The sequence below is a fragment of the Afipia massiliensis genome, assembly GCF_001006325.2.
GTDB classification, from domain to species: Bacteria; Pseudomonadota; Alphaproteobacteria; order Rhizobiales; family Xanthobacteraceae; genus Afipia; species Afipia massiliensis_A.
The window spans coordinates 2,125,413-2,147,828 of record NZ_LBIA02000001.1 but is presented as its reverse complement, the minus strand read 5'-3'; the positions used below and the strand labels follow the sequence as shown (position 1 = coordinate 2,147,828).

Genomic DNA, 22,416 nt, shown 5'->3' with positions numbered 1-22,416 from the left:
TCTGTATGCTCCGAGTCACCCGCGACATCACCATCGACGAGAAGGACCTCGACATCGCCTTCGTCCGCGCCTCCGGGCCGGGCGGGCAGAACGTCAACAAGCTCTCGACCGCCGCGCAGTTGCGCTTCGATGTCAGCCGCGTGGCGCTGGCGCCCGATACCATGATGCGGCTGACAACACTCGCGGGCCAGCGCATGACCAAGGACGGCGTGATCGTCATTCACGCCCAGCGCTTCCGCACCCAGGAGCGCAACCGCGCCGACGCCATCGACCGGCTGCTGGACCTTCTGCGCGAAGCCTCGGTGCGCCCGAAGCCGCGCCGCGCCACCAAGCCTACGCTGGGCTCCAAGATACGCCGGCTCGACGGCAAGAAACGTCGCAGCGACGTCAAGGCAAAGCGCAATACGCGCAGCTTCGACGATTGATTGCCGTCACATCCATTGAAAACTCCGGCCGCGGACGCGACCGGAGTTCTTGTTGTGCGGAGAGACTAAGAGCTTTCGGGCGCTCTAGCGTTTGAGGCCGCCCGCAGCACCACCGGCTGCGCCGGCCGCCCCGTTGACGGCTCCACCGGCGCCCGATCCGACAGTGCCCTTCGCGCCAGTCTGACCGCCGGCTCCGACATGCGCGCCCGAGCCTCCGACATGTGAATCAACGCCGGCTCCGGTATTGGCCCCGCCAGTCACACCGGCAGGGCCGGAGACACCGCCCTGCGCGCCACCGCGAACCCGCGTGTCAGACGAAGCGCCCTGCGCCAGCACGGTGCCGGTCAGCATTGCCGAGGTTGCGAGTACGATCGCTGCAGTTTTTACGACCTTCATCCACTTCTCCTTCAATGGCGGCGTCCAGTCCGGTTTCGTTCATGCGCCGTCCGCATCTGCCGGATCAGTTCGCCGAGATATCTCTCACGAACGGCGTGACCGCATGCAAACTGCGTCGTGTGACCATTGTTCAGAGATTTCAGGGTCATTTTGGGGACATTCCGCCACACGCCGACCGCATATGCGGCGATTGATCTTCCCTGTGCGCAGCGGTGAAAGCCGGACAAATAGATGCGGTTGAGGTTCCCTTTGATGCATCCGACCCGGTAAAATGCATCCACGCCGCATCGAGTCGCGCCAGGAACATTTATGCCCGTCCGCCAGCTTCCCATTCAGATCGTCAACCGCATCGCCGCCGGCGAGGTGGTGGAGCGGCCTGCGAGCGCAGTGAAGGAACTGGTGGAAAACGCCATCGACGCGGGCGCATCCCGCGTCGATATTTTCACCGAAGGTGGCGGACGCCGGCGCATCGCCATCACCGACGATGGCGCGGGCATGACCCACGACGATCTCGCGCTGTCGGTCGATCGCCACGCCACCTCGAAACTCGACGACGAAGACCTGCTGCGCATCCGCACGCTGGGCTTTCGCGGCGAAGCGCTGCCGTCGATCGGCGCGGTGTCAAAGCTCAACATTGCCACGCGGCACGCCAGCGAACCTCATGCATGGACGTTGAGTGTCGATGCCGGAGCGAAGTCCGACATTGTGCCGGCGGCATTGACCGCCGGAACGCGCGTCGAGGTCAGCGATCTGTTTTATGCCACACCGGCGCGATTGAAGTTTCTCAAAACCGACCGCACCGAGGCCGAAGCGGTGCGCGAAGTGGTGCGCCGTCTCGCGATGGCCCGGCCTGACATTGCGTTCTCGCTGTCGGGCGAAGAACGCGCGCCTGTGACATGGGCGGCGGCGCTGCCCGGTGCACCGGGGCGGCTAACGCGGCTCGGCGACATTCTGGGCGCGGACTTTCGCGCCAGCGCCATTGAAGTGCGTTCCGAACGCGATGGTGTGAGCGTCGAAGGTTTTGCGGCAGCCCCGTCGCTGACCCGCGCCAATGCGCTCGGACAATATCTGTTCGTCAACGGCCGTCCGGTGCGCGACAAGCTGATCCTCGGCGCGGTGCGCGCAGCCTATGCGGATTATCTGCCGCGCGACCGGCATCCGGTGGTAGCGCTGTTCGTGACCCTCGACACTCAGGAGGTCGACGCCAACGTGCATCCGGCCAAGACGGAGGTCCGCTTTCGCAATGCCGGTCTGGTGCGCGCGCTGATCGTGCATGCGCTGAAGGACGGCCTCGCCCGCGAAGGCCAGCGAACGGCGGCGAATTCCGACGGCGCCGCAATCATGGCGTTCCGGCCCGGCAGCATTCCGCGTGGCGGATGGGACTGGCGGCGCTCGCCGAATTTTCCAGCAGCGCCTGCTGCGCCGGCTTATGCGAATGCATTTTCGTCCAATACGTTCGCCGAAGCCGCGCAGGCCGCGTTCGACACCGGCGCGCCGACCGCCGACGTGCGCTACGAACAGGCCCCCGCGAGTGATTTGATCGACCGTCCGCTCGGCGCGGCTCGCACGCAGATTCACGAAACCTATATCGTGTCACAGACCCGCGACGGACTGGTGGTGGTGGACCAGCATGCCGCCCACGAGCGCATCGTTTATGAGCGGCTGAAGGCCTCACTCGAACGCAACGGCGTGCAGCGGCAGATCCTGCTGATCCCCGAGATCGTCGAGATGGACGAGGCCACCGTCGAGAGGCTGGTCGCGCGCGCAAGCGAGTTGGAGAAATTCGGACTCAGCATCGAGTCCTTCGGGCCCGGTGCCGTTGCGGTGCGCGAGACGCCGTCGTTGCTCGGCAAGGCCGATGCCGCCTCACTGCTGCGCGATCTCGCCGAGCATATGGCCGAATGGGACGAGGCGTTGCCGCTTGAACGACGGCTGATGCATGTGGCGGCCACCATGGCCTGTCACGGCTCGGTGCGCGCCGGCCGCATCCTCAAGCCCGAGGAAATGAACGCGCTGCTGCGCGAGATGGAAGTGACGCCGAATTCCGGCCAGTGCAATCACGGCCGGCCGACCTATGTCGAACTCAAGCTCGCCGACATCGAGAAACTGTTCGGGCGAAGATAGGGAACGATAACTCACGTCGTCCCCGCGAAAGCGGGGACCCAGACCTTCGTTCCCTCATTCTCGGACTGGAGTGTTTCGCGCAACGATGGGTCCCCGCCTGCGCGGGGACGACATCGCGTGTTTGACAACCACAATCGAGTCAGGCCGAAGTCCGCAAAAACACGAACTCCGTGTCGTCATAGGCGCGGCGCTCAAGTTCCTCGAAGCCCTCGGGCGTCACAAACCTCGCCTCCTTCGATTCCTCGATAACCACCAGCGCTTCCGGCGTCAGCCATTTGCCGTCGCGCAACGACGCGAGCGCCTTGTCGGCAAGTCCGCGCTTATAGGGCGGATCGAGAAATGCCAGCGAGAACGGCTCGACCGGATAGGCCGGGCCGAGATTGGTCGCGTCGCGGCGATAGACCTTGGTGACGCCGCCGAGCCCCAGCGCCTCGACATTGTTGCGCAACAGCGCCCGCGCCTCCGCGCCGTTGTCCACGAACAATGTGAACGCTGCGCCGCGCGACACGGCTTCGATGCCGAGCGCACCAGTGCCGGCGAACAGGTCGAGCACCCGCGCACCGTCGATCGGATTTTCGTAGGCGTGCATCAGGATATTGAACAGCGACTCGCGCAGGCGATCCTGCGTCGGACGGATGTCATTCGACGCGGGCGAGGCGATGTTACGGCCTCTCAGACGACCACCGACGACGCGCATGGATGTGCTCAGTCTTCCGTGGTGTCGTCTTTGGGCTTCAGATCGCGCTTGCCCTTGTAGCCGCGCGTCGGGCGGCGCGGCGGGCCGTAGCCGTTGGCTTCTTCCTCGTTGCGCGCACGCGTGTTCTCGCTGCCTGTGCGCATCACAAGCACACGACGGCCTTTCCGATCCTCAGTCACGCTGCGCTTTGGCTTGGGCTTCGGACCGCCACTCGGCTGTTCGCCGCGGGACGCGCCGTTTACCGGCTTGTCGAACTGCGCGCCGGACATCGTGACAATCTTGTCGCCGAGCTGCTCGCGCAGCACCCGCGATTTGATCTCCTCGACCTGGCCTTCCTCGATCTCGCCGAGTTGAAACGGTCCGTAAGAAATGCGGATCAGGCGATTCACCTCGAGGCCGAGATGCGCCATGACGTTGCGGACCTCGCGGTTCTTGCCTTCGCGGATCGCAAACACGATCCAGACGTTGGCCGCCTTGTCGCGTTCCAATGTCGCGTCGATCGAACCATATTTGACGCCATCGACCTCGACGCCGTTCTTGAGCTGATCGAGCTGACCCTGAGTGACCTCGCCATGCGCGCGGACGCGGTAGCGCCGCAGCCAGCCGGTGTCCGGCAGTTCCAGCGCACGGGCCAGCCCGCCGTCATTGGTCAGCAGCAACAGGCCTTCGGTGTTGAAGTCCAACCGGCCGATACTGATAAGGCGCGGCAGACCTTCCGGCAGGTTGTCGAACACCGTCGGACGCCCCTCGGGATCGTCGTGGGTTGTCATCAGGCCACGCGGCTTGTGATAGAGAAACAGCCGCGTGCGTTCGCGCTCCGGCAACGGCTTGCCGTCGATGGTGACGACATCATTGGCGGTGACATCGAGCGCCGGTGAGTTGATGACGCGGCCGTTCACGGCAACGCGGCCCTGCACGATCCATTCCTCGGCATCGCGGCGCGAGCACAGACCCGCACGCGCGACGATCTTGGCGATGCGTTCGCCGGATTTCTTCTTCTCCGGCGCGGCACGCGGCGCACGCTTTTCGAAATCGGGCTTGCGTTCGCGATATTCGCCGCGCCCGCCAAATGCCGGCCGCTTGGCGAAGACCTTGCTGTCGTCCTCGTTGTCGCGGCGCGGACGATCACCGGTTTCGCTGCGCGGATGCTCCTGCCAGTCGCTGCGGCCACGCGGCGCGCGGTCATCACGCGGCTTGTCGAAGCGGGGACGCGAAAAACGCGGACGTTCGCTGGAATCGCGATCACGGTCGCCACGGTCAAACCGGGGCTTGTCGAAACCGCCACCTTCGCGGCGTGGCGGACGGCTCTCAGCGTCGCGTGACGGTCCGCGCTTCTGCCAGGGCTTGTCGCCACCGCGGTCTTCACCGCGGCTGAAATCCTTGCGCGGTCCGCGGTCCGGCGCTCCACGCGCGGGCCGGTCATCGCGGTTGAACCGCGGGCGCTCATCGCGCTGCGGCCGGTCGTCCCGATTGAAGCGGGCCGGACGTGCATCGCCGCCCTCGCCGCGCGGCGTGTAAGGCCGCTTCTCACCGAACTTCTTGTCCTGGAAACGTCCTGCACCCGCGCTGCGCGGCGCGCGGTCGTCGCGGTCACGCGGCTTGAAGGAACGTCCTTCACCACGATCCTCACGTGGTTTGAACGAACGCCCTTCGGGACGGTCTCCACGTGGCTTGAACGAACGTCCCTCACCACGATCCTCGCGCGGTTTGAATGAACGTCCTTCAGGACGATCTCCACGTGGCTTGAATGGACGTCCCTCGCCACGATCCTCACGCGGCTTGAACGAGCGGCCTTCGCCACGATCTTCTCGCGGCTTGAACGGGCGTCCCTCACCGCGATCCTCGCGTGGCTTGAATGAACGCGCTTCGCCGCGATCCCGCGAGCCGAAGTCCTTGCGCGGGCCGCGATCCGGTCCGTCCTTGCGGAAATCGTCGCGCTTGCCGGCGTAAGGCTTCGCCGCATAAGGGCGCTTGTCGCCGGACGGCCGCTTGTCACCAAACTTGCGATCACCGAATTTCTTGTCACCACCACGCGGGCCGGCCGATCGTGCGGGCCGCTCGTCACGCGAGCTTCCTCCGCTGCGCGAGCCTCCACCGGGGCGGCCTCTGCCACCGGCCTTGAAGCCTCCACCGGCTCCGCCTTCACGGCGCGGCGGACGGCCGTTGTTTTTATCGTTGTCGCGGGGCATGAATGATCTCTCAGGACGTTGGGCGGAATATGGGACTGTCGCACAACGTGAAATTGGCTGGCGGCACGCGCCCTTTTAAGTCAGGGCGCATTTTCGCGCAAAACCGGTCTCGCGTTTGCTGAAGACGTCTTACTAACAGAGTTTATTGCCGGAAACGAGGCATGACGGCACGATCTTTCATGGATTTGGCGCTCAAACAGGCCGAAATCGCCGAAACAGCCGGGGAAGTGCCGATCGGCTGCGTCATCGTGCGGGGCGGCACGGTGATCGCGCAGGCCGGCAACCGCACCCTCGCCGACCGCGATCCGACAGCGCATGCCGAAATTCTGGCGATCCGTGAGGCCGCCCGCGTCACCGGCAGCGAGCGGCTGACCGATTGCGACCTCTACGTCACGCTGGAACCCTGCACCATGTGCGCGGGAGCGATCTCCTTCGCGCGAATCCGGCGGCTTTACTATGGGGCGGCCGACCCAAAGGGCGGCGCGGTGGACAGCGGCGTAAGATTTTTCGCCTCACCGACCTGCCATCATGCGCCGGAGATTTATCCTTCGGTCGGCGAAAGCGAAGCCGCGACACTGCTGACGAATTTCTTCAAGGCGCGGCGCTAGAATAGATTGATCTTCATGCCCTCATGCGAGGCGTCGAGGCCAAGCCGCGCATAGAAGCGCTGCGCGTCGGCACGCCGCTTGTCGGTCGTAAGCTGCAATTGCTTGCAGCCGCGCGCGCGTGACCTGGCAATCATCGCATCCATCATCTGTTCGCCGATGCCGAGACCGCGCAGCGAGCGATCGACCCGCACGCCCTCGACCTTCGCGATCCATGCGCCGTGATAGGATATGCCGGGAATGAACGTCAGTTGCAGGCAACCCATCGCCGTTCCCTCGTGATCCCACACGTAAAGGGTGTTGTTGGGGTCCGCCGCGATGGCGTCGAAGGCGGCATAATACGCCGCCATGTCACCGGAGAAATCCTCGCGCCCACGCGCCACCTCATCGTCCGCCAGCATTTCGACGATGCGTCGGATGTCCTCTCGCCGTGCCTCTCGTAATGCCATCAACCCTGCTCCGAAAAGAATTCAAGTAATGCGTCAGCCGTTGCCTGAGGGTTTTCCTCGGCAAGGAAATGTCCGGAATCGATGGCGTTCCCGCTGACGTTCGTCGCCCACCTGCGCCAGGTGTCGAGCGGGCTCGAGGCCGAGGACGCGATGCCTGCGCCGCCCCACAGCGCCAGCAGCGGCACAGTGATCTTGTTGCCGGCTTCAACGTCGGCCTTATCCTGCTCGAAATCGGCATAGGCCCCGGCGCGATAATCCTCGCACGCCGCATGAATGCGCAGCGGATCACGAAACGCCGTCAGGTAATGTTCGACCGCACGCGGATCGAACGGAGTGGGTGCATCGGCCTTGGCCCAGCTTTTGAAGGTGCGACCGAAATAATCGTCGGGATTGGACGCGATCAGATTTTCGGGCAGCGGGTGCGGCTGCGCCAGAAACGCCCAGTGATAGATCCTGAGCGCGAAGCCGCGATCCATTTTCGCCCAGTAGTCATATGTCGGCAGAATATCCAGCGTCGCCAAGCGCGACAGCCGCCCGGGGTGATCGAGCGCCAGCCGGTACGCAACGCGACCGCCGCGGTCATGACCCGCGAGGCCGAAATGCACATGGCCGAGCTTTTCCATCACCTCAATCATCACCTGCGCCATGGCGCGCTTGGTGAACGGCGTATGGTCCTCGTCGGTCTTCGGCACGTCGGACCAGCCGTAGCCGGGCAGATCAGGAATCACGAGGGTGAATTTGTCTGCCAGCATCGGCGCGACGCGATGCCACATCACGTGGGTCTGCGGATAACCGTGCAACAGCAGCAACGGCGGACCCTTGCCGCCGACGCGAGAGAAAATGCGGCCGCGCGACGTGCTGACCCATTCAGACGCAAATCCGGGATAGAGATCGGCGAGATCAGGCATGGAAAATCCTAGACCCTGGCGGCGCCCCGCGAACGCGGGACAAGCCCTCACTGAATTCAATTATCGAAGTTCAATCTTGCACTAACGCGACACTACAAAGGATATTTCGGCAGATATAACGATTTGGCGGGGTTTGGGTCCCCGTCCTCGCAGGACAATACGCCGTTTAAGGCTTGTTCTCCCGCGCCACCGCCTGCCAGCCGATGTCGCGGCGGCAGAACCCTTCCGGCCACTTGATGCGATCGATCGCCTCATAGGCCCGGCGCTGCGCCTCGCTGACGGTCTTCGCTGTCGCGGTGATGTTCAGCACGCGGCCGCCATTGGCGAGAATCCTGTTCCCGTCGGCCCTGGTGCCGGCATGGAAAATCTCGACGCCCTCCACCTTCGCGGCATCATCGAGCCCCTCGATGGTTGTGCCCTTGGCGTAGTCGCCCGGATATCCTTTCGCCGCCATCACCACGGTGAGTGCGGGCTCGGAATGCCAGCGCAGATCGAAATGCTTCAATTCGCCGTCGACCGACGCCAGCAGCGCCGGCACCAGATCCGATATCAAACGGATCATCAGCACCTGCGTCTCCGGATCGCCGAAGCGCGCATTGTATTCGATCAGCTTGGGACCATCCTTCGTAATCATAAGTCCAGCGAACAGCACGCCCTTGTAGGGCATGCCCATCGCCTTCATCGCGCGCAGCGTCGGCTGGATGATCTCGGTCATCGTCCGCTCGCGCACCGCGTCGGTGAACACCGGCGCTGGCGAATAGGCGCCCATGCCGCCGGTATTCGGTCCCTTGTCGCCGTCGAAGGCGCGCTTGTGGTCCTGTGCCGCGACCAACGGCAGCGCATTGTCGCCGTCGCACAGCACGAAGAACGAGGCCTCCTCGCCTTCCATGAATTCCTCGACCACGGCTTCCGCACCGGCAGCGGTGAACAGCGCATCGACCGCGGCTTCCGCCTCATTCAGCGTCATCGCCACCACGACGCCCTTGCCGGCCGCGAGGCCGTCGGCCTTTACGACAATAGGCGCGCCTCGCTTGCGGATATAGGCCTTCGCCGCGTCCGCATCGCGAAACCGTTCATAGGCCGCAGTCGGGATGTTGTTCGCCTTACAGATGTCCTTGGTAAAGCCCTTGGAGCTTTCGAGTTGCGAGGCAGCCTTGCTCGGACCGAAAGCCTTGATACCCGCCGCGGCAAGATCGTCGACGATACCCGCCGCCAGTGGTGCCTCCGGCCCGACCACAACCAGGTCGATCGTGTTTGCCTTGCAGAAGTCGATCACCGCGGCATGGTTCGCGACATCCAGCGCGACGCATTCCGCGTCCTGCGCGATGCCGGCATTGCCCGGCGCGCACCACAGCTTCGTCAACAGCGGCGAGGCCGCCATTTTCCACGCCAGCGCGTGCTCGCGCCCGCCGGAACCGATCAAGAGGATGTTCATGATGTCTCCTAACCCGTTCGGTTACCGGGTCGGCGCAGCCTGCACAAGAGGTCCGAAACGCTATCCGCCGGCCTCGATAATCTGCCGCAGCGAGGCCACATGGCGCGTGAATGCCCCCCGTCCGGCGGGGGTGGCGGTCACCGTGGTTTGCGGCTTCTTGCCGACAAATGCCTTGGCCACCGCCACATAACCCGCCTTTGCCAGCGTTTCGATATGGGCGCCGAGATTGCCGTCGGTGGCTCCGGTCAGTTTTTTCAGCCGGGGAAAATCCAGTCCCGTGCCGACGGGCAGCGCATTCAGCGCGGCCATGATCCTGAGGCGAAGCGGCTGATGAATGATTTCATCCAGCTCTGCCATCGCCTAGTTCCGCCGCATCCAGAGACCGCCCAGTATCAGGCCGCCGCCGTTGACGACGGCCATCCACAGATCGAACCAGGAACCAATCAGAAAATAGCCCACCATGGTCAGCGCGGTAATGCCGAGGCCGATCGCCACAAAGGCCCAGCCCAGCCAAAGCCCCACCAGGGTGTAGGCAAGCATGAAATAGGTCGGCCAGAATGCGCACTGCTGGCGGGGCGTGAGCTGCACGATGCCGACCGACCACAGAAAGCCGAAGGCAAAGAACAGAAGCAGCGCCGTGAGCATCCGGGCGTCGAAGGTGCGAACGCCGGACCGCTTGTGATCGCGTGCGCCGATTATCAGCGATCCGCCGATCCCCGCGACATAGACGGCGATCCAGATCAGCTGCGCCTGCCGTGGAAATGCGTAGCTCGCAACGTGACCCGCGAAAACCAGCGCCCCCCACAGAACCAGCATCTGGCTGGCGTGGTTGTAGAAAACCGACTGTCGCACGCGCCGCGAGATCGCATCGACATCCGATAGCGCCGAAGCGGCTTCCTGTGGGTTGATGCTGGTCATGATTTTACGTCCGTCATGGCGATGTCGTCCGCGATACGCGACACCGCCGCGGGATCGCCGACAATGCCCATATGAGTAACGCCCTTGAGAATCGTGACATTCACATCACGGCCAACCGTATCTTGGTAATTTTGGGACTGCATTAGTTCGTCGTCCGCGCCACTGTAGATCGACACCGGCCGCGTGGCCGCCGCCAGTTCGGTGCGGAAATTCCAACCCGGCCCGAAGTCCTGCAGCAGCCGGTAGGAATAGTTGGACGTCACGAATTGTTTGAACTGCGGCTGCACCGCGAAAGCAATCGCCGGCAGCGAGTCGCAGCAAGCGATGTGCATCGCGCGCAAAGCGGCCAAGCCGATGATTCGGGAATAATCGGGCGCAGCCCATCCGCCGCCGTTCGGCCGGTTGGTCGACTCCCGATAGCCGAGATACGGCGCGAGCAACACAGTGCGCACAAACAGGTTCTGGATCGGGGATCCCGCCATGCGAAGCGCGAATCCACCCCCGGCGGAATGACCGATCAGAGTGAGGGGTGTGGCCGGATGCGCTTGGCGGATATGGGCAACCAGATCCGCCAGATCGTCCTGCAACTGGCCGGCATACCTGATGTCGCCGCGCGTTCCAGATCGACCGTGGCCGCGAATATCCGGCGCGAAGGTTTCGACACCGCGCTCGGCGAACGCCTTGGCGAGCGCGTGGACATTGATGCTCGACCCGGCCGAGCCATGCACCAGGACGACGATTTTATTGATGCCCGCGGCGCGGGGCGCATAGTGACGGAACGCGAGATACGTGCCGTCCCTCGCCTGGAACTGTCCGGGTTCCGGCATCCCGGCCCTGTCAACAGAGCGGGCCGTTTGCGCAATCGAATCCAGCGCGGGCGGCGAAGAGACCGACGGCACGATCAACGCGAACAGCAGCAGAGACACAAAGCCTATGGCGGCCAGGCTGCAGCCGCAAATCTTCAGCATTCCCCGGAGCACCGTTCTCGACATGACACTTCTCACCTGTTTGGCGCCGTAATGTATTTATAGAGTACTCTATAATACAGAGTCAATGGCGAGACCCTCGCCCGGTTGGCATCATCGGCAAGGAGAGCTTACGGTCGGCTTCATCTTGAAAGATCGATTCGATGCCCGAAGCTGCTGTCACACCGCTGCCCAATTCGCCGGAATTTACCGTTTCCGAACTGTCCTCGGCGCTCAAGCGGACGGTTGAGGACGCCTATGGCCATGTGCGGGTGCGCGGCGAAATCTCGGGCTTTCGCGGACCGCATTCTTCCGGCCACTGCTATTTCGCGCTGAAGGACGAGAGCGCCAAGATCGAGGCAGTGATCTGGAAGGGCGTTCATGGCCGGATGCGGTTCAAGCCGCAGGAAGGCCTCGAGATCATCGCCACCGGCAAGCTCACGACCTATCCCGGCTCATCGAAGTACCAGATCGTCATCGAAGCCATCGAGCCCGCTGGCGTCGGCGCTCTGATGGCGCTGATGGAAGAGCGCAAGAAGAAGCTCGCCGCCGAGGGACTGTTCGACGAGGCGCGCAAGCAGTTGCTGCCATGGCTGCCTGAAGTGATCGGCGTGGTGACTTCGCCGACGGGCGCGGTGATCCGCGACATCCTGCATCGTCTCGAAGACAGATTCCCGCGCCGCGTGCTGGTGTGGCCGGTGCGGGTGCAGGGCGAAGGCTCCGCCGAGCAGATCGCCGCCGCCATCCACGGCTTCAACGCATTGGAGGAAGGCGGCAGGATTCCACGGCCGGATCTGCTGATCGTTGCGCGCGGCGGCGGCTCGCTGGAAGACCTGTGGTCGTTCAACGAAGAGATCGTGGTGCGCGCAGCGGCAGAGAGCATGATCCCGCTGATCTCGGCCGTCGGCCACGAGACCGACGTGACGCTGATCGATTTCGCCGCCGACAAGCGTGCACCGACGCCAACTGCAGCGGCCGAGATGGCGGTGCCGGTGCGCGCCGAACTGTTCGTCGAGGTCACCTCACTGGAGCGGCGTGCGATGCTGTGCTGGCAGCGCGGCCAGGAACATCGGCGCAGTGAACTGCGCGCAGCGGCCCGCGCGCTGCCGAAGGCAACCGAGCTGCTGAACATTCCGCGCCAGCGCCTCGATCGCGCCAGCGCGCAACTGCCCCGCGCGTTGCGCGCCAACGCGCATGTCTACGAGCGGCGGCTGTCGGCCATCGGCGGACGCCTGACGGTGACGGCGTTGCGCGCGCAAATCGATCGCGGCAAGGAGAAGGTGGCGCGGCTGGCGACAAGCGCGCGGCGCGGCGCGGATCTGCAGATCCAGCAACGCGAGACGCGCCTGAAATATGTCGCGCAGCTTCTCAAGGCACTCTCCTACAAGGGCGTGCTGGATCGCGGCTTCGCACTGGTGCGCGACGAGCATGACCAGCCGCTGCATGCCGCAGCCAATGTCGGTTCCGGCCAGCGCCTCACCATCGAATTCGCCGACGGGCGCATCGGTGCGACGGCGGATGGCTATGGAACAACCGAAGCGAAGCCGAAAGCGGCGCCGGCAAAGCCCGCGTCGAAGCGCACCACCGATTTCGGCGTTAAAAAGGTCCAGGGCGACCTTTTTTGAGAGATTTCGCTTTTGATTTTCGCATGATCGTTCCCGAAACCGGTTTCCACCTTTCGGGATCATGCATATATTTGAGCAATCTCTCCGGACGAAGATCTGCCGGATCCCACAAGGACAATTATCGTGCTCAATAAATTCGGGCCTTCCGGCCAGGGCGAAGCGCAGGTCGAATATCTCGACGGCGATTTTCGCGTGACCTCTCCCGGGTCCTACGTCCGTTGCGCCATCACCGGCGAACACATCCCGCTGGATGAACTGAAATACTGGAGCGTCGACCGGCAGGAAGCCTACGCGACACCGGAAGCCGTGTTGCAGCGGCATTATCCGGCGCAATTGAAGGCTAACGGTTGAATTCCGTCATGGCCGGGGTTGTCCCGGCCATCTACGTCTTGATTTGCCTGGAAGAAGAAGACGTGGATGCCCGGGACAAGCCCGGGCATGACGAATGAGAGATTTGCGGGTTGATCGAATCTAACGCGCTCTTGCCAGCCGCTCGGCCACAAAATTCCGCAACATCGCCGCATCATCGAAATCGAGCGTGACCGGAAAGGTCGCGATGCCATTCGTTTGCTCTCGAAAGCGGGCATCGCTGCGGATGCGCGCCATGTCCTTTTCGGTCGTCACCAGCGTCAACGACCTTTCTGCAGCACCGGATACCAACCGCTCAATCTCGTCCGGCGTGAACGGGTGATGGTCGGCGAAGGCTTTTTCCTCGGCCACAGTCACGCCGCAGGCCGTTAATGTCGCAAAGAATCGCGCTGGATCGCCGATCCCTGCAAAGGCAAGCACGCGTTGACCACGCAGCCTGTCGACCGAGCCCTGATCGGGTACAAGGCGCGCGCGCAACACCGGCGCTCCATGCTTCAACACTCTTGCCGCGATGCCATTGGCCGCGTTGCCCGCACCGATCACGATCAACGCATCGGTGCGCGCGATTTGCGGTTCGAGCGGCGCACGCAGCGGACCGGCCGGAAACACACCGCCGTTGCCGACCCCGCGCGACGCATCAATCACGATCAGCGAGGCGTTCTTCACAAGCGCCGGATTCTGGAAACCATCATCGAGCAGGACGACACTCGCACCCTGCGCACGCGCCAGCGCCGCACCGGCCACACGATCGCGCGACACGACGACGGGCACGCTTGAAGCCATCATCAGCGGCTCATCGCCCACGTCCGCAGCCGTGTGCTCAGCCTGATCGACACGAACGGGACCTTGTTGCGAACCGCCGTAACCCCGGCTGACAACGAACGGCTGCTCGCCCATCTCCCGCAACAGTTTCACCAGCGCGAAAGTCGCCGGGGTCTTGCCCGCGCCGCCGACATGATAGTTTCCGATGCAGAGCACCGGAAGCCCGGCAGATGCACCATCGCGCGCCATGCGCCGCGCGGTAACGGCGCCGTAGATCGCACCAAGCGGCGCAAGCAGTCGCGATAACAACGATGGCGGCCGATACCAGAAGGCCGGCTCACGCATCGGAGCCCCCCTCCAGCCGCAACTGCAGAAGATATGGCTCCAGCGCGGCGAGTGTCTTGTCTAGCGCGCCGCCGAGCCTGTTCACGACGCCTTCCGCAGCTCCCACCGACCGCTGCCGCGCAATCGGATTGACTAGCAGGTGCCCGAGCAGTTTGACGAAGTCCTCGCCGGTCTCGGCGCGAATGGCGCCGCCCGCCTGATCGAGTGACTCATAGATGTCGCTGAAGTTGAACACATGCGGCCCGTGCAGGATCGCAGCGCCGAGCTTGATGCCCTCGATCGGATTCTGCCCGCCGTGCGGCACCAGCGATCCGCCCATGAACACCACCGGCGCCAGCCGGTAGAACAATCCGAGTTCGCCCATGGTGTCGGCGACGTACATATCCGTGTCGGGACCCGGCAATTCATCCTGCGAGCGTAACGCCACCTGCATGCCGGCGGCCGTCAGCATCTGCGCGATGGCGCCGCCCCGGTTGGGATGACGCGGCACGATCACACTCAGCAACTGCGGCATGCGCGATGCCAGACGACGGTGCGCGTCGAGCACGATTTCGTCTTCACCGGGATGCGTGGACGCCGCGACGAACACCAGCCTGCGCTGCATCGCCTCCTTGAGGCGTTCCAGCTTCCGCACATCCGCCGGCGGTCCCTCGACATCGAGTTTCAGATTGCCTGAGGTGACGACATTGGGACAGCCGAGCGCCGCAAAGCGTTCGCCGTCGCGCTCGGATTGCGCGAGACAAAGGTCGAAGCATTCCAGCAGCGCCGAGATGGTGCCGCGCAGTTTCCGCCAGCGCGGAAACGAGCGCGGCGACATCCGGCCATTGATGATGACCATCGGAATGCGCCGCTCGGCGCTCGACAGGATCAGGTTGGGCCAGATATCGGACTCGATGAACAGTGCCAGACCTGGCTTCCAGTGATCGAGAAACGCCGAGACGAAGCGCGGCGAGTCGAACGGCACATATTGATGAATCACGTCAGGCGGAAACCGCCGTGCAACAATCGCAGCCGACGTGACCGTTCCCGACGTCAGCAGGATGCGGACGTTCAGCGCCCGCAGCCGTTCGATCAGTCCCGCAACCGCCAGAACCTCGCCGACGCTCGCGCCATGAATCCAGATCAGCGGCCCCGGCGGGCGCGGCGCGCTCGCAACACCGCGGCGCTCGCCGAGACGTTCGGGGTCTTCCTTGCCCTGCTTCAGCCGCCGCGCAATCAGCGGGGTCGCGAGCGGCGCGGCAAGGGCCGACAGCCGCCGATACGCCGCAAGCGTCGCTGGCAGAGCGCTAGGCATGGATGCCCTCGTCCGGACGGCCCACGCATTCGTAGGCGCGGCGCGTTACTTCGTTCAGCCGCTCTTCAAGCTGTAAGCGGATCGTCTGCATGGTCTCATTGTCCGCGTCGGGCGGCACCCTGATCAATTCGCCGCCTGCGATGACACCGCGTCCGAATGGCAGATGAATTACGGAGCGGTCCCAGTTATTGAGGCGCTTGAAGCGACTGGTGGCGATCGCCACCGGCAAGATCGGCCGTCCGGATTCGCGCGCCAGCATGATGATGCCGAGCCCCGCCTTGCGCGAAACCTTCGGCACATCGGCGGTCAGCGCCATGTTGATCTTTTCATCCAGCGTCCGCAGCATCGCCTTGAACGCGCTCACGCCGCCCTTGCGGTGAAATTCCGATCCATGATCGCCGGACCCGCGCACGGTTCCGACATCGAGACGCTCCGCCGCGATGGCATTGATCTCGCCGTCGCGATGACGCGAGATCAGGACCTTGGCCTGATATTCCTTGCGCTTCAGGAACGGCATCATGAAGTGCTGGCCATGCCAGAACGCGATGATGACGGGCATGTCCGGCTCGACGCGCTTGTAAACGTCCGGCGGATCGAGCGTGAAGCGATTCGTCCACCACACCAGCCGCAGGAATTCAGCCGCGGTGAAACCCGCAGCATGCTGCACCCAGCTGGCGCGGCCGAGTTTTCGAAGCGTGGCTTTCAATGGGACGGCTTCGCATCTTGGCCCGGGTCGAGCAGCCGGTGAAGATGGACGATGAAATAACGCATGTGCGCGTTATCGACGGTCTGCTGGGCCTTGCCCTTCCACGCCACATAGGCCGTGGCGTAGTTCGGGAACAGGCCGACGACCTCGACCTTGTCGAGATCCTTGAAGGTCACATGATCGAGGTCGAGAAGTTCGCCGCCGATGACGAGATGAAGCAACTGCGGTTGCACAGTTTCGGACATGAGGTGTTTTCCTAAAACCAAGGACCGACTGATGAATTCAAGCAAAAAACATGCTTGCGATCACCACGGAATCGGGTTTTCCCGAAAATGTTTCACGATATGCGCGTGCCGCGCACGCCCCGCCGCCACCAGCAATCCATGACGCACGTCGGTTTGATTGTAAACCAGGCGCTCGCCAGCCAGTGAGGTCATTTCCCCGCCCGCTTCGTGCACGATTAAATCGGCGGCGGCAAGGTCCCAATCGCGGCTGTTCCCGCCTGCGAATGCGGCATCGAGCCGCCCTTCGGCCACCCGGACCAGCCGGAGCGCCAGCGAGCCTATGCGCGGGTAAAGGCTTTCGTCGTCACGCATGCCGCCGAGGCGCTCGACCAACGGCTTCGGCCCGGCGATTTTCGGGAAGTGAATTTCCGCACCGGGCGCAGCGGCGATCGGCGCACCATTCAGCGCGGTGCCCCGCCCGCGCGTTGCGAAAAAGAACTCATCGCTCGCCGGCGCGAACACTGCACCCAATACCGGCAGCCCGTCCGCGACCAGCGCGACGGAGACCGACCAGTCGTCCTGCCGCGCCAGATAGGCGCGGGTGCCGTCGATCGGATCGACAATCCAAGTCATCGATTTGCCGAGCCGCGCGGAATCGTCAGCGCTTTCTTCCGACAGCCATCCGTAATCCGGCGTCGCCGCACGCAGCCGCGCCTCGATCAGGTCGTTGACGGCAATGTCGGCTTCCGACACCGGGGACGTCTTGCCCTTGATCCAGGTTTTCAGTTCGGTGCGAAACAGGCTGAGCGCCAGCGCGCCGGCTTCCCGCACCACGTCGGCCAGCAGCGCAGCGTCGCGCGTCAGGTCCGCGCTGGAGATGTCGGTGTTAGCGGCCTGCAATCGTCAATTCCCCGATGCGCACGGTCGGCGCGTTGACGCCGTACTTGAACGTCAGATCGTTGGCCGGAACCATCGACTTGAAAATCTCGAGCAGATGGCCCGCGATGGTCACCTCGCTGACCGCATACGACAGTTTCCCGTTTTCGATCCAGAAGCCCGCGGCACCCCGGCTGTAGTCGCCGGTCACGCCGTTGACGCCGGAGCCGATCAGGTCGGTGACGTAGAAGCCTTCCTTGATGTCGGAGATCAATTCCGCCGGCGAAACCTGGCCGGCTTCGAGATGAAGATTGTACGGCCCGGGCGAGGGCGACGACGACACACCGCGATGGGCGTGGCCCGTTGTCGCCATGCCCAGCTCGCGCGCGGTGGCGGAATCGAGCAGCCATGTGGTCAGCACGCCGCCATCGATGACGGCAAGTTTCTTGGTCGCAACACCTTCTGAATCGAACGTTTGCGACCGCATTCCGCGCACGCGCAGCGGATCGTCGATGATGCGAATGTTCTTGTCGAACAGTTGCTGGCCGAGGCGGTCCTTCAGGAAGCTGGTCTTGCGCGCAATCGATGCGCCGTTGACCGCGCCGATCAGATGGCCGACCAGCGAATTCGACACACGCGGATCGAACACCACCGGCGCCTTGCAGGTCGCGACCTTGCGCGGATTGAGCCGCGCCACGGTGCGCTCACCAGCACTTTGTCCGACGCTCGAAGGAGATTCGAGATCGGCGCCATGGATCGCCGAGGTGAAATCGTAGTCGCGCTCCATGCCGGTGCCTTCACCCGCAATCGCCGTCATCGAGATGCCGTGACTCGACCTCAGATATGAGCCGTGAAAACCGGTCGATGTCACGAGCACCATACCGCCGATGCCTGCCGATGCCGATGCACCGCCGGACTTTGATACACCCTTGACCGCCAATCCCGCAGCTTCCGCTTCCTGCGCCCGTCGCTCCAGTTCATCGACGGAGGGCACCTGTGGGTCGAGCAGGTCGAGATTGGCAAACTGTTTCGCCAGCAGCGACGGATCGGCGAGACCAACATAATCGTCGTCGGGCGCGACCTTCGCCATCGCCACTGCACGCTCGGCGAGTTTGGCGACATCACCGCCGATGTCGCTGGTCGAGACCACGGCCTGCCGCTTTCCGACGAACACGCGCAAGCCGACATCGTCGCCTTCGGAGCGCTCGGATTCTTCAACCTTGCCTTCACGGATTTCAACGCCTTGCGATACGCCGCGCACCGCGATGGCATCGGCTGCATCGGCGCCCGCGCGCTTCGCAGCTTCCACGAGACGCTGCGCCAGATCGCTCAGCGCGCTCTGATCAAGAAGTCCGGATGTTGTTGATTTCGGCGACGGCGACAACGACGCGTTTGGTGAAGAGTTCACAAACAAATTCCCGAGGCTTGGATTCAAGAAACTTGGAGACGAATGCAACCTATCATGAGATGTGCCTGTTTTACGCGGACTTCAAGCGTTTTCGAGGCCATTGCGGAAGATATTTCGGCGGGCCCTGGTGGTCCGGTTCTGACATTCGCATCCCGTCGCGGCATCGGCCTCCGCGAATGTCAGAACCAAAGGACCACCAGCAATCATCATTTCCAGTGTCCTTACAAATCCGACGTTCGCTACGGCACGCGCGGCAAAATGCAGGCGAACGTCGGATTTTGGACACTGGCAAGGTCTCGTCAATCATCCGCGCCAACCTCTCGTCAATCATGAGAACTGAAGCAATAGCAGTGAGAGACGATTAACCAGCCTTCTTAAGCGGATTCGGACACGGCTCTGGCATGCTCCTCCCATCGACCGGGAACATAATTCCGGCGTGGGAGATAAAGTCGTGAGGCGTCAATTCGGAGTCGGCGGGGTGCAACCCGTCGGGTCGAGCTGCATGTTGCAGCTCGACCCCCATTCCCTGCCCGTCAGCTTTGAAGCGCGCGATGGCCGCGCCGATGGCGGCGTCAGGCACATCGAAATCAATCGCGAGCGCGTCACCGTGCGTCGTGCCATTGGCGGCATTCGGATGGCGATCAATGTTCGCGTGCGTGATTTTCTCGGCATCGCCTGCCGCGAAACGAACGACGGACGCGCGCTGGTGCTGGTTCACAGCGATCCGTCGCTGTCGGTGCCGCTGCTGGTCACCGCGGATGAACTGCAACTCGATCTGGCCTGGCAGATGTGGGGCGACCTGTTCGCTCTGCCGCAGATCGAGGATGAAAACGAAGCAGCACGCGAACCGGCTCCGCGCCGCCGCCGCCGCAACATCATCAAGGATCGTCGTCCGAAATTTCTGGTGCGTCGCAAGGCCGGACGCGCTGCGATGGAGATATCCATTCATCGCGGCGAACGCGAGATCATCGCGCGCAACTAGTTTCTAATAGCTACGCAGCACAGCGTCGGCGAGCAGGCCGGCGAACAGCATCAGCCCCGCATCGCGGTTCGACTTGAACAGCCGCAGACACAGCGCGGGATTGTCGATCCGGATCGTCCGCACCTGCCAGACCAGATGCGCGGCGAACCCCGCGAGCCCGATCCATGCGAGCCATTGCGATCCGCCGCGCCACAGCGCGACACCGATCAGCACCACCGCCAGACTGTAAAAAATCGTCAGCGCCATCTGCGTCCGTTCGCCGAACAGCAACGCCGTCGATTTGATGCCGACCAGGATGTCGTCCTCGGTGTCCTGATGGGCGTAGATCGTGTCATAGGCGATCACCCACGAAATCGATCCGGCGTACAGCACCAGCGCGGTGGCATCGATCCGGCCGAGGATCACCGCAAATCCCATCAGCGCACCCCATGAGAACGCAAGACCGAGAGTCACCTGCGGCCAGTAGGTGATGCGCTTCATGAAGGGATAGACCGCAACCACCACCAGCGAGCAGATGCCGGTGAGAATTGCAAAGCGGTTGAACTGCAGCAGCACCGCCAGCCCGATCAGCGCCTGCAGGACGAGAAAGATCGCCGCCTGCGTGACCGTCACCTGCCCCGCCGGAATCGGCCGCGACCGTGTGCGCTCGACCTGCGTATCGAGATTGCGATCGGTGATGTCGTTCCAGGTGCATCCCGCACCGCGCATCACCACCGCGCCGATAAAGAACAACACGATGACCAGCGGCAGACCGCGAACATCATGGGCAATGCCCGCCGCCAGCGCAGCCGACCACCAGCACGGCAGCAGCAGCAGCCACCATCCGATCGGGCGGTCGAACCGCGACAGCCGCAGATAGGGCCGCATCCAGATCGGCGCGTGGGTATCGACCCAGTTGGCGGTTGAGTCGGCGACGGGGGCTGCGGCGTTGCTCATCGCAACCTTTTCATTCGGAGCCAATCAGCGGGTCAGGACGTTGCCGTTCAGCGTGTCGAAAGTGCTGCCGCCCCGCTTCAACGGCTTGGCCTCGGGCAACGATGCGGAACCGAGCGCTTCGCTCAGGCTGGGACCCGCCGGTGCGGCCTGAGCCTGCGACGCGGCTGCGCACACCCTCTGCTGCAATTGGGAGGTGTTGGCGTGGCCCTTCTTCATCTGGTCGCTGACCTGAGCAGGGATGCCGCATTTTTGCGCGTTGGCTTCAACGAACTTGATCATCTTCGTTTCGGCTTGCGCGAAATTTCCGATCAGCTTGCACGCCTCCTGCGGCGGCGCTTTGCGCTTGCCGGCAGCCTGAATCAGTTTGGCCTTGGCTTCGGCATCCGCACGCAATGGCAAAAAGCCCTTTTGGCACTCCTCGGCGCCGGGCGGCGGGCCGGCCTGCTGCTGCGGCGCGCCGAAGCCACCGCCGCCAACCGGGGGAGCGCCGGTCGAGAAGGCATTGGATGACGGCTGCTGCCTGACCGGCGCACTGGCCGTACCATTGACGGGCGGAAACGGCGACGCCGCATTGTTCACCGGGGGAAATGGCGACGAATTGCTGGCAGGCGGTGGCGCAGCCTGCCCCGGCAGCGGCGCCGGAAACGCGCCCTGCGCGCGGACATCCGCGGCGTGCATGACGAACGTGGCGGCAGCCAGCGATGCGATAAGACGGTAGGCGATCACGGATTCTCCTCCGGCGGGTTCCAGTGTCCCTAGTGCGAACCACCACACTGGGGACTTTTACGATTCTCGCCGCCGCTTAACAACCCGATGAATCCGGCAGCAGCGCGGCAGTTCGCCACCCAATTAGCTGCGAATCCGTAATCATTTGGGCTAGAAGTCGGAAAATGAACGGATTGGTGTGATGCCCAAACTCGATTTTCGCAGCCCCCGGCTTTTCGTCGATGCTCCGCTAGCGGCCGAAACCGGCATCGCACTCGATCGCGACCAGTCCAATTACCTCGGAAACGTGCTGCGGCTTGCCGCCGGCGATACCGTGCTGGTGTTCAACGGCCGCGACGGCGAATGGCAAGCCAATCTCGCCGGCCGCAAACGGCCGGACCGCGCGGAAATCGTCAGCCAGACCCGCACCCAGGATCGCCTGCCCGATCTGCATTACGTGTTCGCTCCGCTGAAACATGCGCGGCTCGACTACATGGTGCAAAAAGCCGTTGAAATGGGCGTTGCAGCGCTGCGGCCTGTCACGACGCGATTTACGCAGGCGAACCGCGTCAATGTCGAGCGCATGCGCGCCAACGTCATCGAGGCCGCCGAGCAATGCGGCATCCTCAGCCTCGCCGACGTCCACGATCCGGAACCGCTGGAACGTTACCTGAACCAGCGCGATGGCGAGCGCCTGCTGGTGTTCTGCGACGAGGACGCCCCGATCGCCGATCCCATGGCCGCCTTCGCCGGTGCGGACGGCACAAAGGGCACCGACGTGCTGATCGGTCCCGAGGGCGGATTTGCCGAGGAGGAACGCGCATTGCTGCTGAAGCAACCGCACGTCGCGCGGCTGGCGCTCGGACCGCGAATCCTGCGCGCCGATACGGCTGCGGTCGCGGCACTGGCCGTGGTACAGACGGCCCTCGGCGATTGGGGCAAACCCGATGCACGCTGAGGTTGCATTCCGGAAAGCGTCTTATTAAGCCCTTTTCCGGATCGTCGTCGAAACCCCGGCAATCCCGTGCTAAGGGACTGCCGATTCAAGCCTTTACACCCTATTTGGACACCGA

At 63.5% G+C, this 22,416-nt stretch carries 24 protein-coding genes; 7 read left to right on the top strand and 17 right to left on the bottom strand.

All coding sequences use genetic code 11. The features are described 5' to 3' along the window. The first annotated feature begins 5 nt into the window (after window positions 1-5). Complete coding sequence (gene arfB, locus YH63_RS10200; protein ID WP_046827699.1) at window positions 6-425, top strand: alternative ribosome rescue aminoacyl-tRNA hydrolase ArfB; 420 nt, start codon at window positions 6-8, stop codon at window positions 423-425. An 84-nt stretch (window positions 426-509) separates the two neighbouring features. On the opposite strand, the gene YH63_RS10195 is transcribed toward arfB, so the two are convergent. Further along, the gene (locus YH63_RS10195; RefSeq protein ID WP_052753831.1) at window positions 510-821 is read right to left on the bottom strand and encodes a hypothetical protein; all 312 of its coding nucleotides are present in this window, start codon (window positions 819-821) and stop codon (window positions 510-512) included. A 309-nt stretch (window positions 822-1,130) separates the two neighbouring features. Between YH63_RS10195 and mutL the strand changes: the two genes are divergently transcribed. After that, window positions 1,131-2,945, top strand: coding sequence for a DNA mismatch repair endonuclease MutL (gene mutL, locus YH63_RS10190; RefSeq protein ID WP_046827701.1), 1,815 nt, complete (start codon window positions 1,131-1,133; stop codon window positions 2,943-2,945). 139 nt (window positions 2,946-3,084) lie between these two features. On the opposite strand, the gene rsmD is transcribed toward mutL, so the two are convergent. Both rsmD and YH63_RS10180 read right to left on the bottom strand, forming a co-directional pair. Further along, complete coding sequence (gene rsmD, locus YH63_RS10185) at window positions 3,085-3,642, bottom strand: 16S rRNA (guanine(966)-N(2))-methyltransferase RsmD (RefSeq protein ID WP_046827702.1); 558 nt, start codon at window positions 3,640-3,642, stop codon at window positions 3,085-3,087. An 8-nt stretch (window positions 3,643-3,650) separates the two neighbouring features. Next, window positions 3,651-5,831: a pseudouridine synthase gene (locus YH63_RS10180; RefSeq protein ID WP_046827703.1), complete on the bottom strand. Its 2,181-nt coding sequence runs from the start codon at window positions 5,829-5,831 to the stop codon at window positions 3,651-3,653. A 161-nt stretch (window positions 5,832-5,992) separates the two neighbouring features. On the opposite strand from YH63_RS10180, the gene YH63_RS10175 reads away from it, so the two are divergent. Beyond that, window positions 5,993-6,439 carry a nucleoside deaminase gene (locus YH63_RS10175; protein ID WP_046827704.1) on the top strand — a complete coding sequence of 149 codons (447 nt, stop codon included), beginning with the start codon at window positions 5,993-5,995 and terminating at the stop codon, window positions 6,437-6,439. Here the strand turns inward: YH63_RS10175 and YH63_RS10170 are convergent. The 6 genes from YH63_RS10170 to YH63_RS10145 all read right to left on the bottom strand — a co-directional run bounded on the left by YH63_RS10170 (window position 6,436) and on the right by YH63_RS10145 (window position 11,138). After that, a complete protein-coding gene (locus YH63_RS10170) occupies window positions 6,436-6,885 on the bottom strand; it encodes a GNAT family N-acetyltransferase (RefSeq protein WP_046827705.1) in 450 nt (149 codons plus the stop codon). The genes YH63_RS10175 and YH63_RS10170 overlap by 4 nt on opposite strands. Continuing rightward, complete coding sequence (locus tag YH63_RS10165; RefSeq protein ID WP_046827706.1) at window positions 6,885-7,793, bottom strand: alpha/beta fold hydrolase; 909 nt, start codon at window positions 7,791-7,793, stop codon at window positions 6,885-6,887. The genes YH63_RS10170 and YH63_RS10165 overlap by 1 nt, the downstream gene beginning before the upstream one ends. Before the next feature lie 166 nt (window positions 7,794-7,959). Further along, complete coding sequence (gene purD / locus YH63_RS10160; protein WP_046827707.1) at window positions 7,960-9,228, bottom strand: phosphoribosylamine--glycine ligase; 1,269 nt, start codon at window positions 9,226-9,228, stop codon at window positions 7,960-7,962. 60 nt (window positions 9,229-9,288) lie between these two features. Continuing rightward, a complete protein-coding gene (locus YH63_RS10155; protein WP_046827708.1) occupies window positions 9,289-9,585 on the bottom strand; it encodes a winged helix-turn-helix domain-containing protein in 297 nt (98 codons plus the stop codon). Window positions 9,586-9,588: 3 nt separating this feature from the next. Continuing rightward, complete coding sequence (locus YH63_RS10150; protein ID WP_046827709.1) at window positions 9,589-10,146, bottom strand: hypothetical protein; 558 nt, start codon at window positions 10,144-10,146, stop codon at window positions 9,589-9,591. After that, window positions 10,143-11,138, bottom strand: coding sequence for an alpha/beta hydrolase (locus YH63_RS10145; RefSeq protein WP_046827710.1), 996 nt, complete (start codon window positions 11,136-11,138; stop codon window positions 10,143-10,145). Before YH63_RS10145 ends, YH63_RS10150 begins: the two co-directional genes overlap by 4 nt. Before the next feature lie 137 nt (window positions 11,139-11,275). Here YH63_RS10145 and xseA point away from each other — a divergent pair, with 137 nt between their 5' ends. Further along, the gene (gene xseA, locus YH63_RS10140) at window positions 11,276-12,736 is read left to right on the top strand and encodes an exodeoxyribonuclease VII large subunit (RefSeq protein ID WP_046827711.1); all 1,461 of its coding nucleotides are present in this window, start codon (window positions 11,276-11,278) and stop codon (window positions 12,734-12,736) included. Between the two features lie 123 nt (window positions 12,737-12,859). Further along, entirely contained in the window at window positions 12,860-13,087 is a 228-nt protein-coding gene (locus tag YH63_RS10135; RefSeq protein ID WP_046827712.1) for a DUF2093 domain-containing protein, read from the top strand. Window positions 13,088-13,207: 120 nt separating this feature from the next. Here the strand turns inward: YH63_RS10135 and lpxK are convergent, their stop codons facing one another. The 6 genes from lpxK to YH63_RS10105 are packed head-to-tail and all read right to left on the bottom strand — an operon-like array spanning window position 13,208 to window position 18,720. Next, window positions 13,208-14,212: a tetraacyldisaccharide 4'-kinase gene (gene lpxK, locus YH63_RS10130; protein WP_046827713.1), complete on the bottom strand. Its 1,005-nt coding sequence runs from the start codon at window positions 14,210-14,212 to the stop codon at window positions 13,208-13,210. After that, window positions 14,205-15,506, bottom strand: a complete 1,302-nt coding sequence (locus tag YH63_RS10125; RefSeq protein ID WP_046827714.1) for a 3-deoxy-D-manno-octulosonic acid transferase — start codon at window positions 15,504-15,506, stop codon at window positions 14,205-14,207. Before YH63_RS10125 ends, lpxK begins: the two co-directional genes overlap by 8 nt. Continuing rightward, window positions 15,499-16,212: a lysophospholipid acyltransferase family protein gene (locus YH63_RS10120; protein WP_170978680.1), complete on the bottom strand. Its 714-nt coding sequence runs from the start codon at window positions 16,210-16,212 to the stop codon at window positions 15,499-15,501. The genes YH63_RS10125 and YH63_RS10120 overlap by 8 nt, the downstream gene beginning before the upstream one ends. Beyond that, window positions 16,209-16,457 carry a DUF4170 domain-containing protein gene (locus tag YH63_RS10115; RefSeq protein WP_046827715.1) on the bottom strand — a complete coding sequence of 83 codons (249 nt, stop codon included), beginning with the start codon at window positions 16,455-16,457 and terminating at the stop codon, window positions 16,209-16,211. Before YH63_RS10115 ends, YH63_RS10120 begins: the two co-directional genes overlap by 4 nt. 60 nt (window positions 16,458-16,517) lie before the next feature. Continuing rightward, window positions 16,518-17,336 carry a 3'(2'),5'-bisphosphate nucleotidase CysQ gene (locus YH63_RS10110; RefSeq protein ID WP_046827716.1) on the bottom strand — a complete coding sequence of 273 codons (819 nt, stop codon included), beginning with the start codon at window positions 17,334-17,336 and terminating at the stop codon, window positions 16,518-16,520. Further along, window positions 17,323-18,720, bottom strand: a complete 1,398-nt coding sequence (locus tag YH63_RS10105; protein ID WP_046827717.1) for a TldD/PmbA family protein — start codon at window positions 18,718-18,720, stop codon at window positions 17,323-17,325. The genes YH63_RS10110 and YH63_RS10105 overlap by 14 nt, the downstream gene beginning before the upstream one ends. Window positions 18,721-19,171: 451 nt before the next feature. Between YH63_RS10105 and YH63_RS10100 the strand changes: the two genes are divergently transcribed. Continuing rightward, window positions 19,172-19,702 carry a DUF6101 family protein gene (locus tag YH63_RS10100; RefSeq protein WP_046827718.1) on the top strand — a complete coding sequence of 177 codons (531 nt, stop codon included), beginning with the start codon at window positions 19,172-19,174 and terminating at the stop codon, window positions 19,700-19,702. Between the two features lie 3 nt (window positions 19,703-19,705). Here the strand turns inward: YH63_RS10100 and ubiA are convergent, their stop codons facing one another. Further along, on the bottom strand, window positions 19,706-20,638 hold the full coding sequence (ubiA, locus tag YH63_RS10095) for a 4-hydroxybenzoate octaprenyltransferase (protein ID WP_046829615.1): 933 nt from the start codon (window positions 20,636-20,638) through the stop codon (window positions 19,706-19,708). A 24-nt stretch (window positions 20,639-20,662) separates the two neighbouring features. Further along, on the bottom strand, window positions 20,663-21,364 hold the full coding sequence (locus tag YH63_RS10090) for a hypothetical protein (protein WP_046827719.1): 702 nt from the start codon (window positions 21,362-21,364) through the stop codon (window positions 20,663-20,665). Window positions 21,365-21,545: 181 nt separating this feature from the next. Between YH63_RS10090 and YH63_RS10085 the strand changes: the two genes are divergently transcribed. Further along, window positions 21,546-22,301 carry a 16S rRNA (uracil(1498)-N(3))-methyltransferase gene (locus tag YH63_RS10085; RefSeq protein WP_046827720.1) on the top strand — a complete coding sequence of 252 codons (756 nt, stop codon included), beginning with the start codon at window positions 21,546-21,548 and terminating at the stop codon, window positions 22,299-22,301. The last annotated feature ends 115 nt before the right edge of the window (window positions 22,302-22,416 follow it).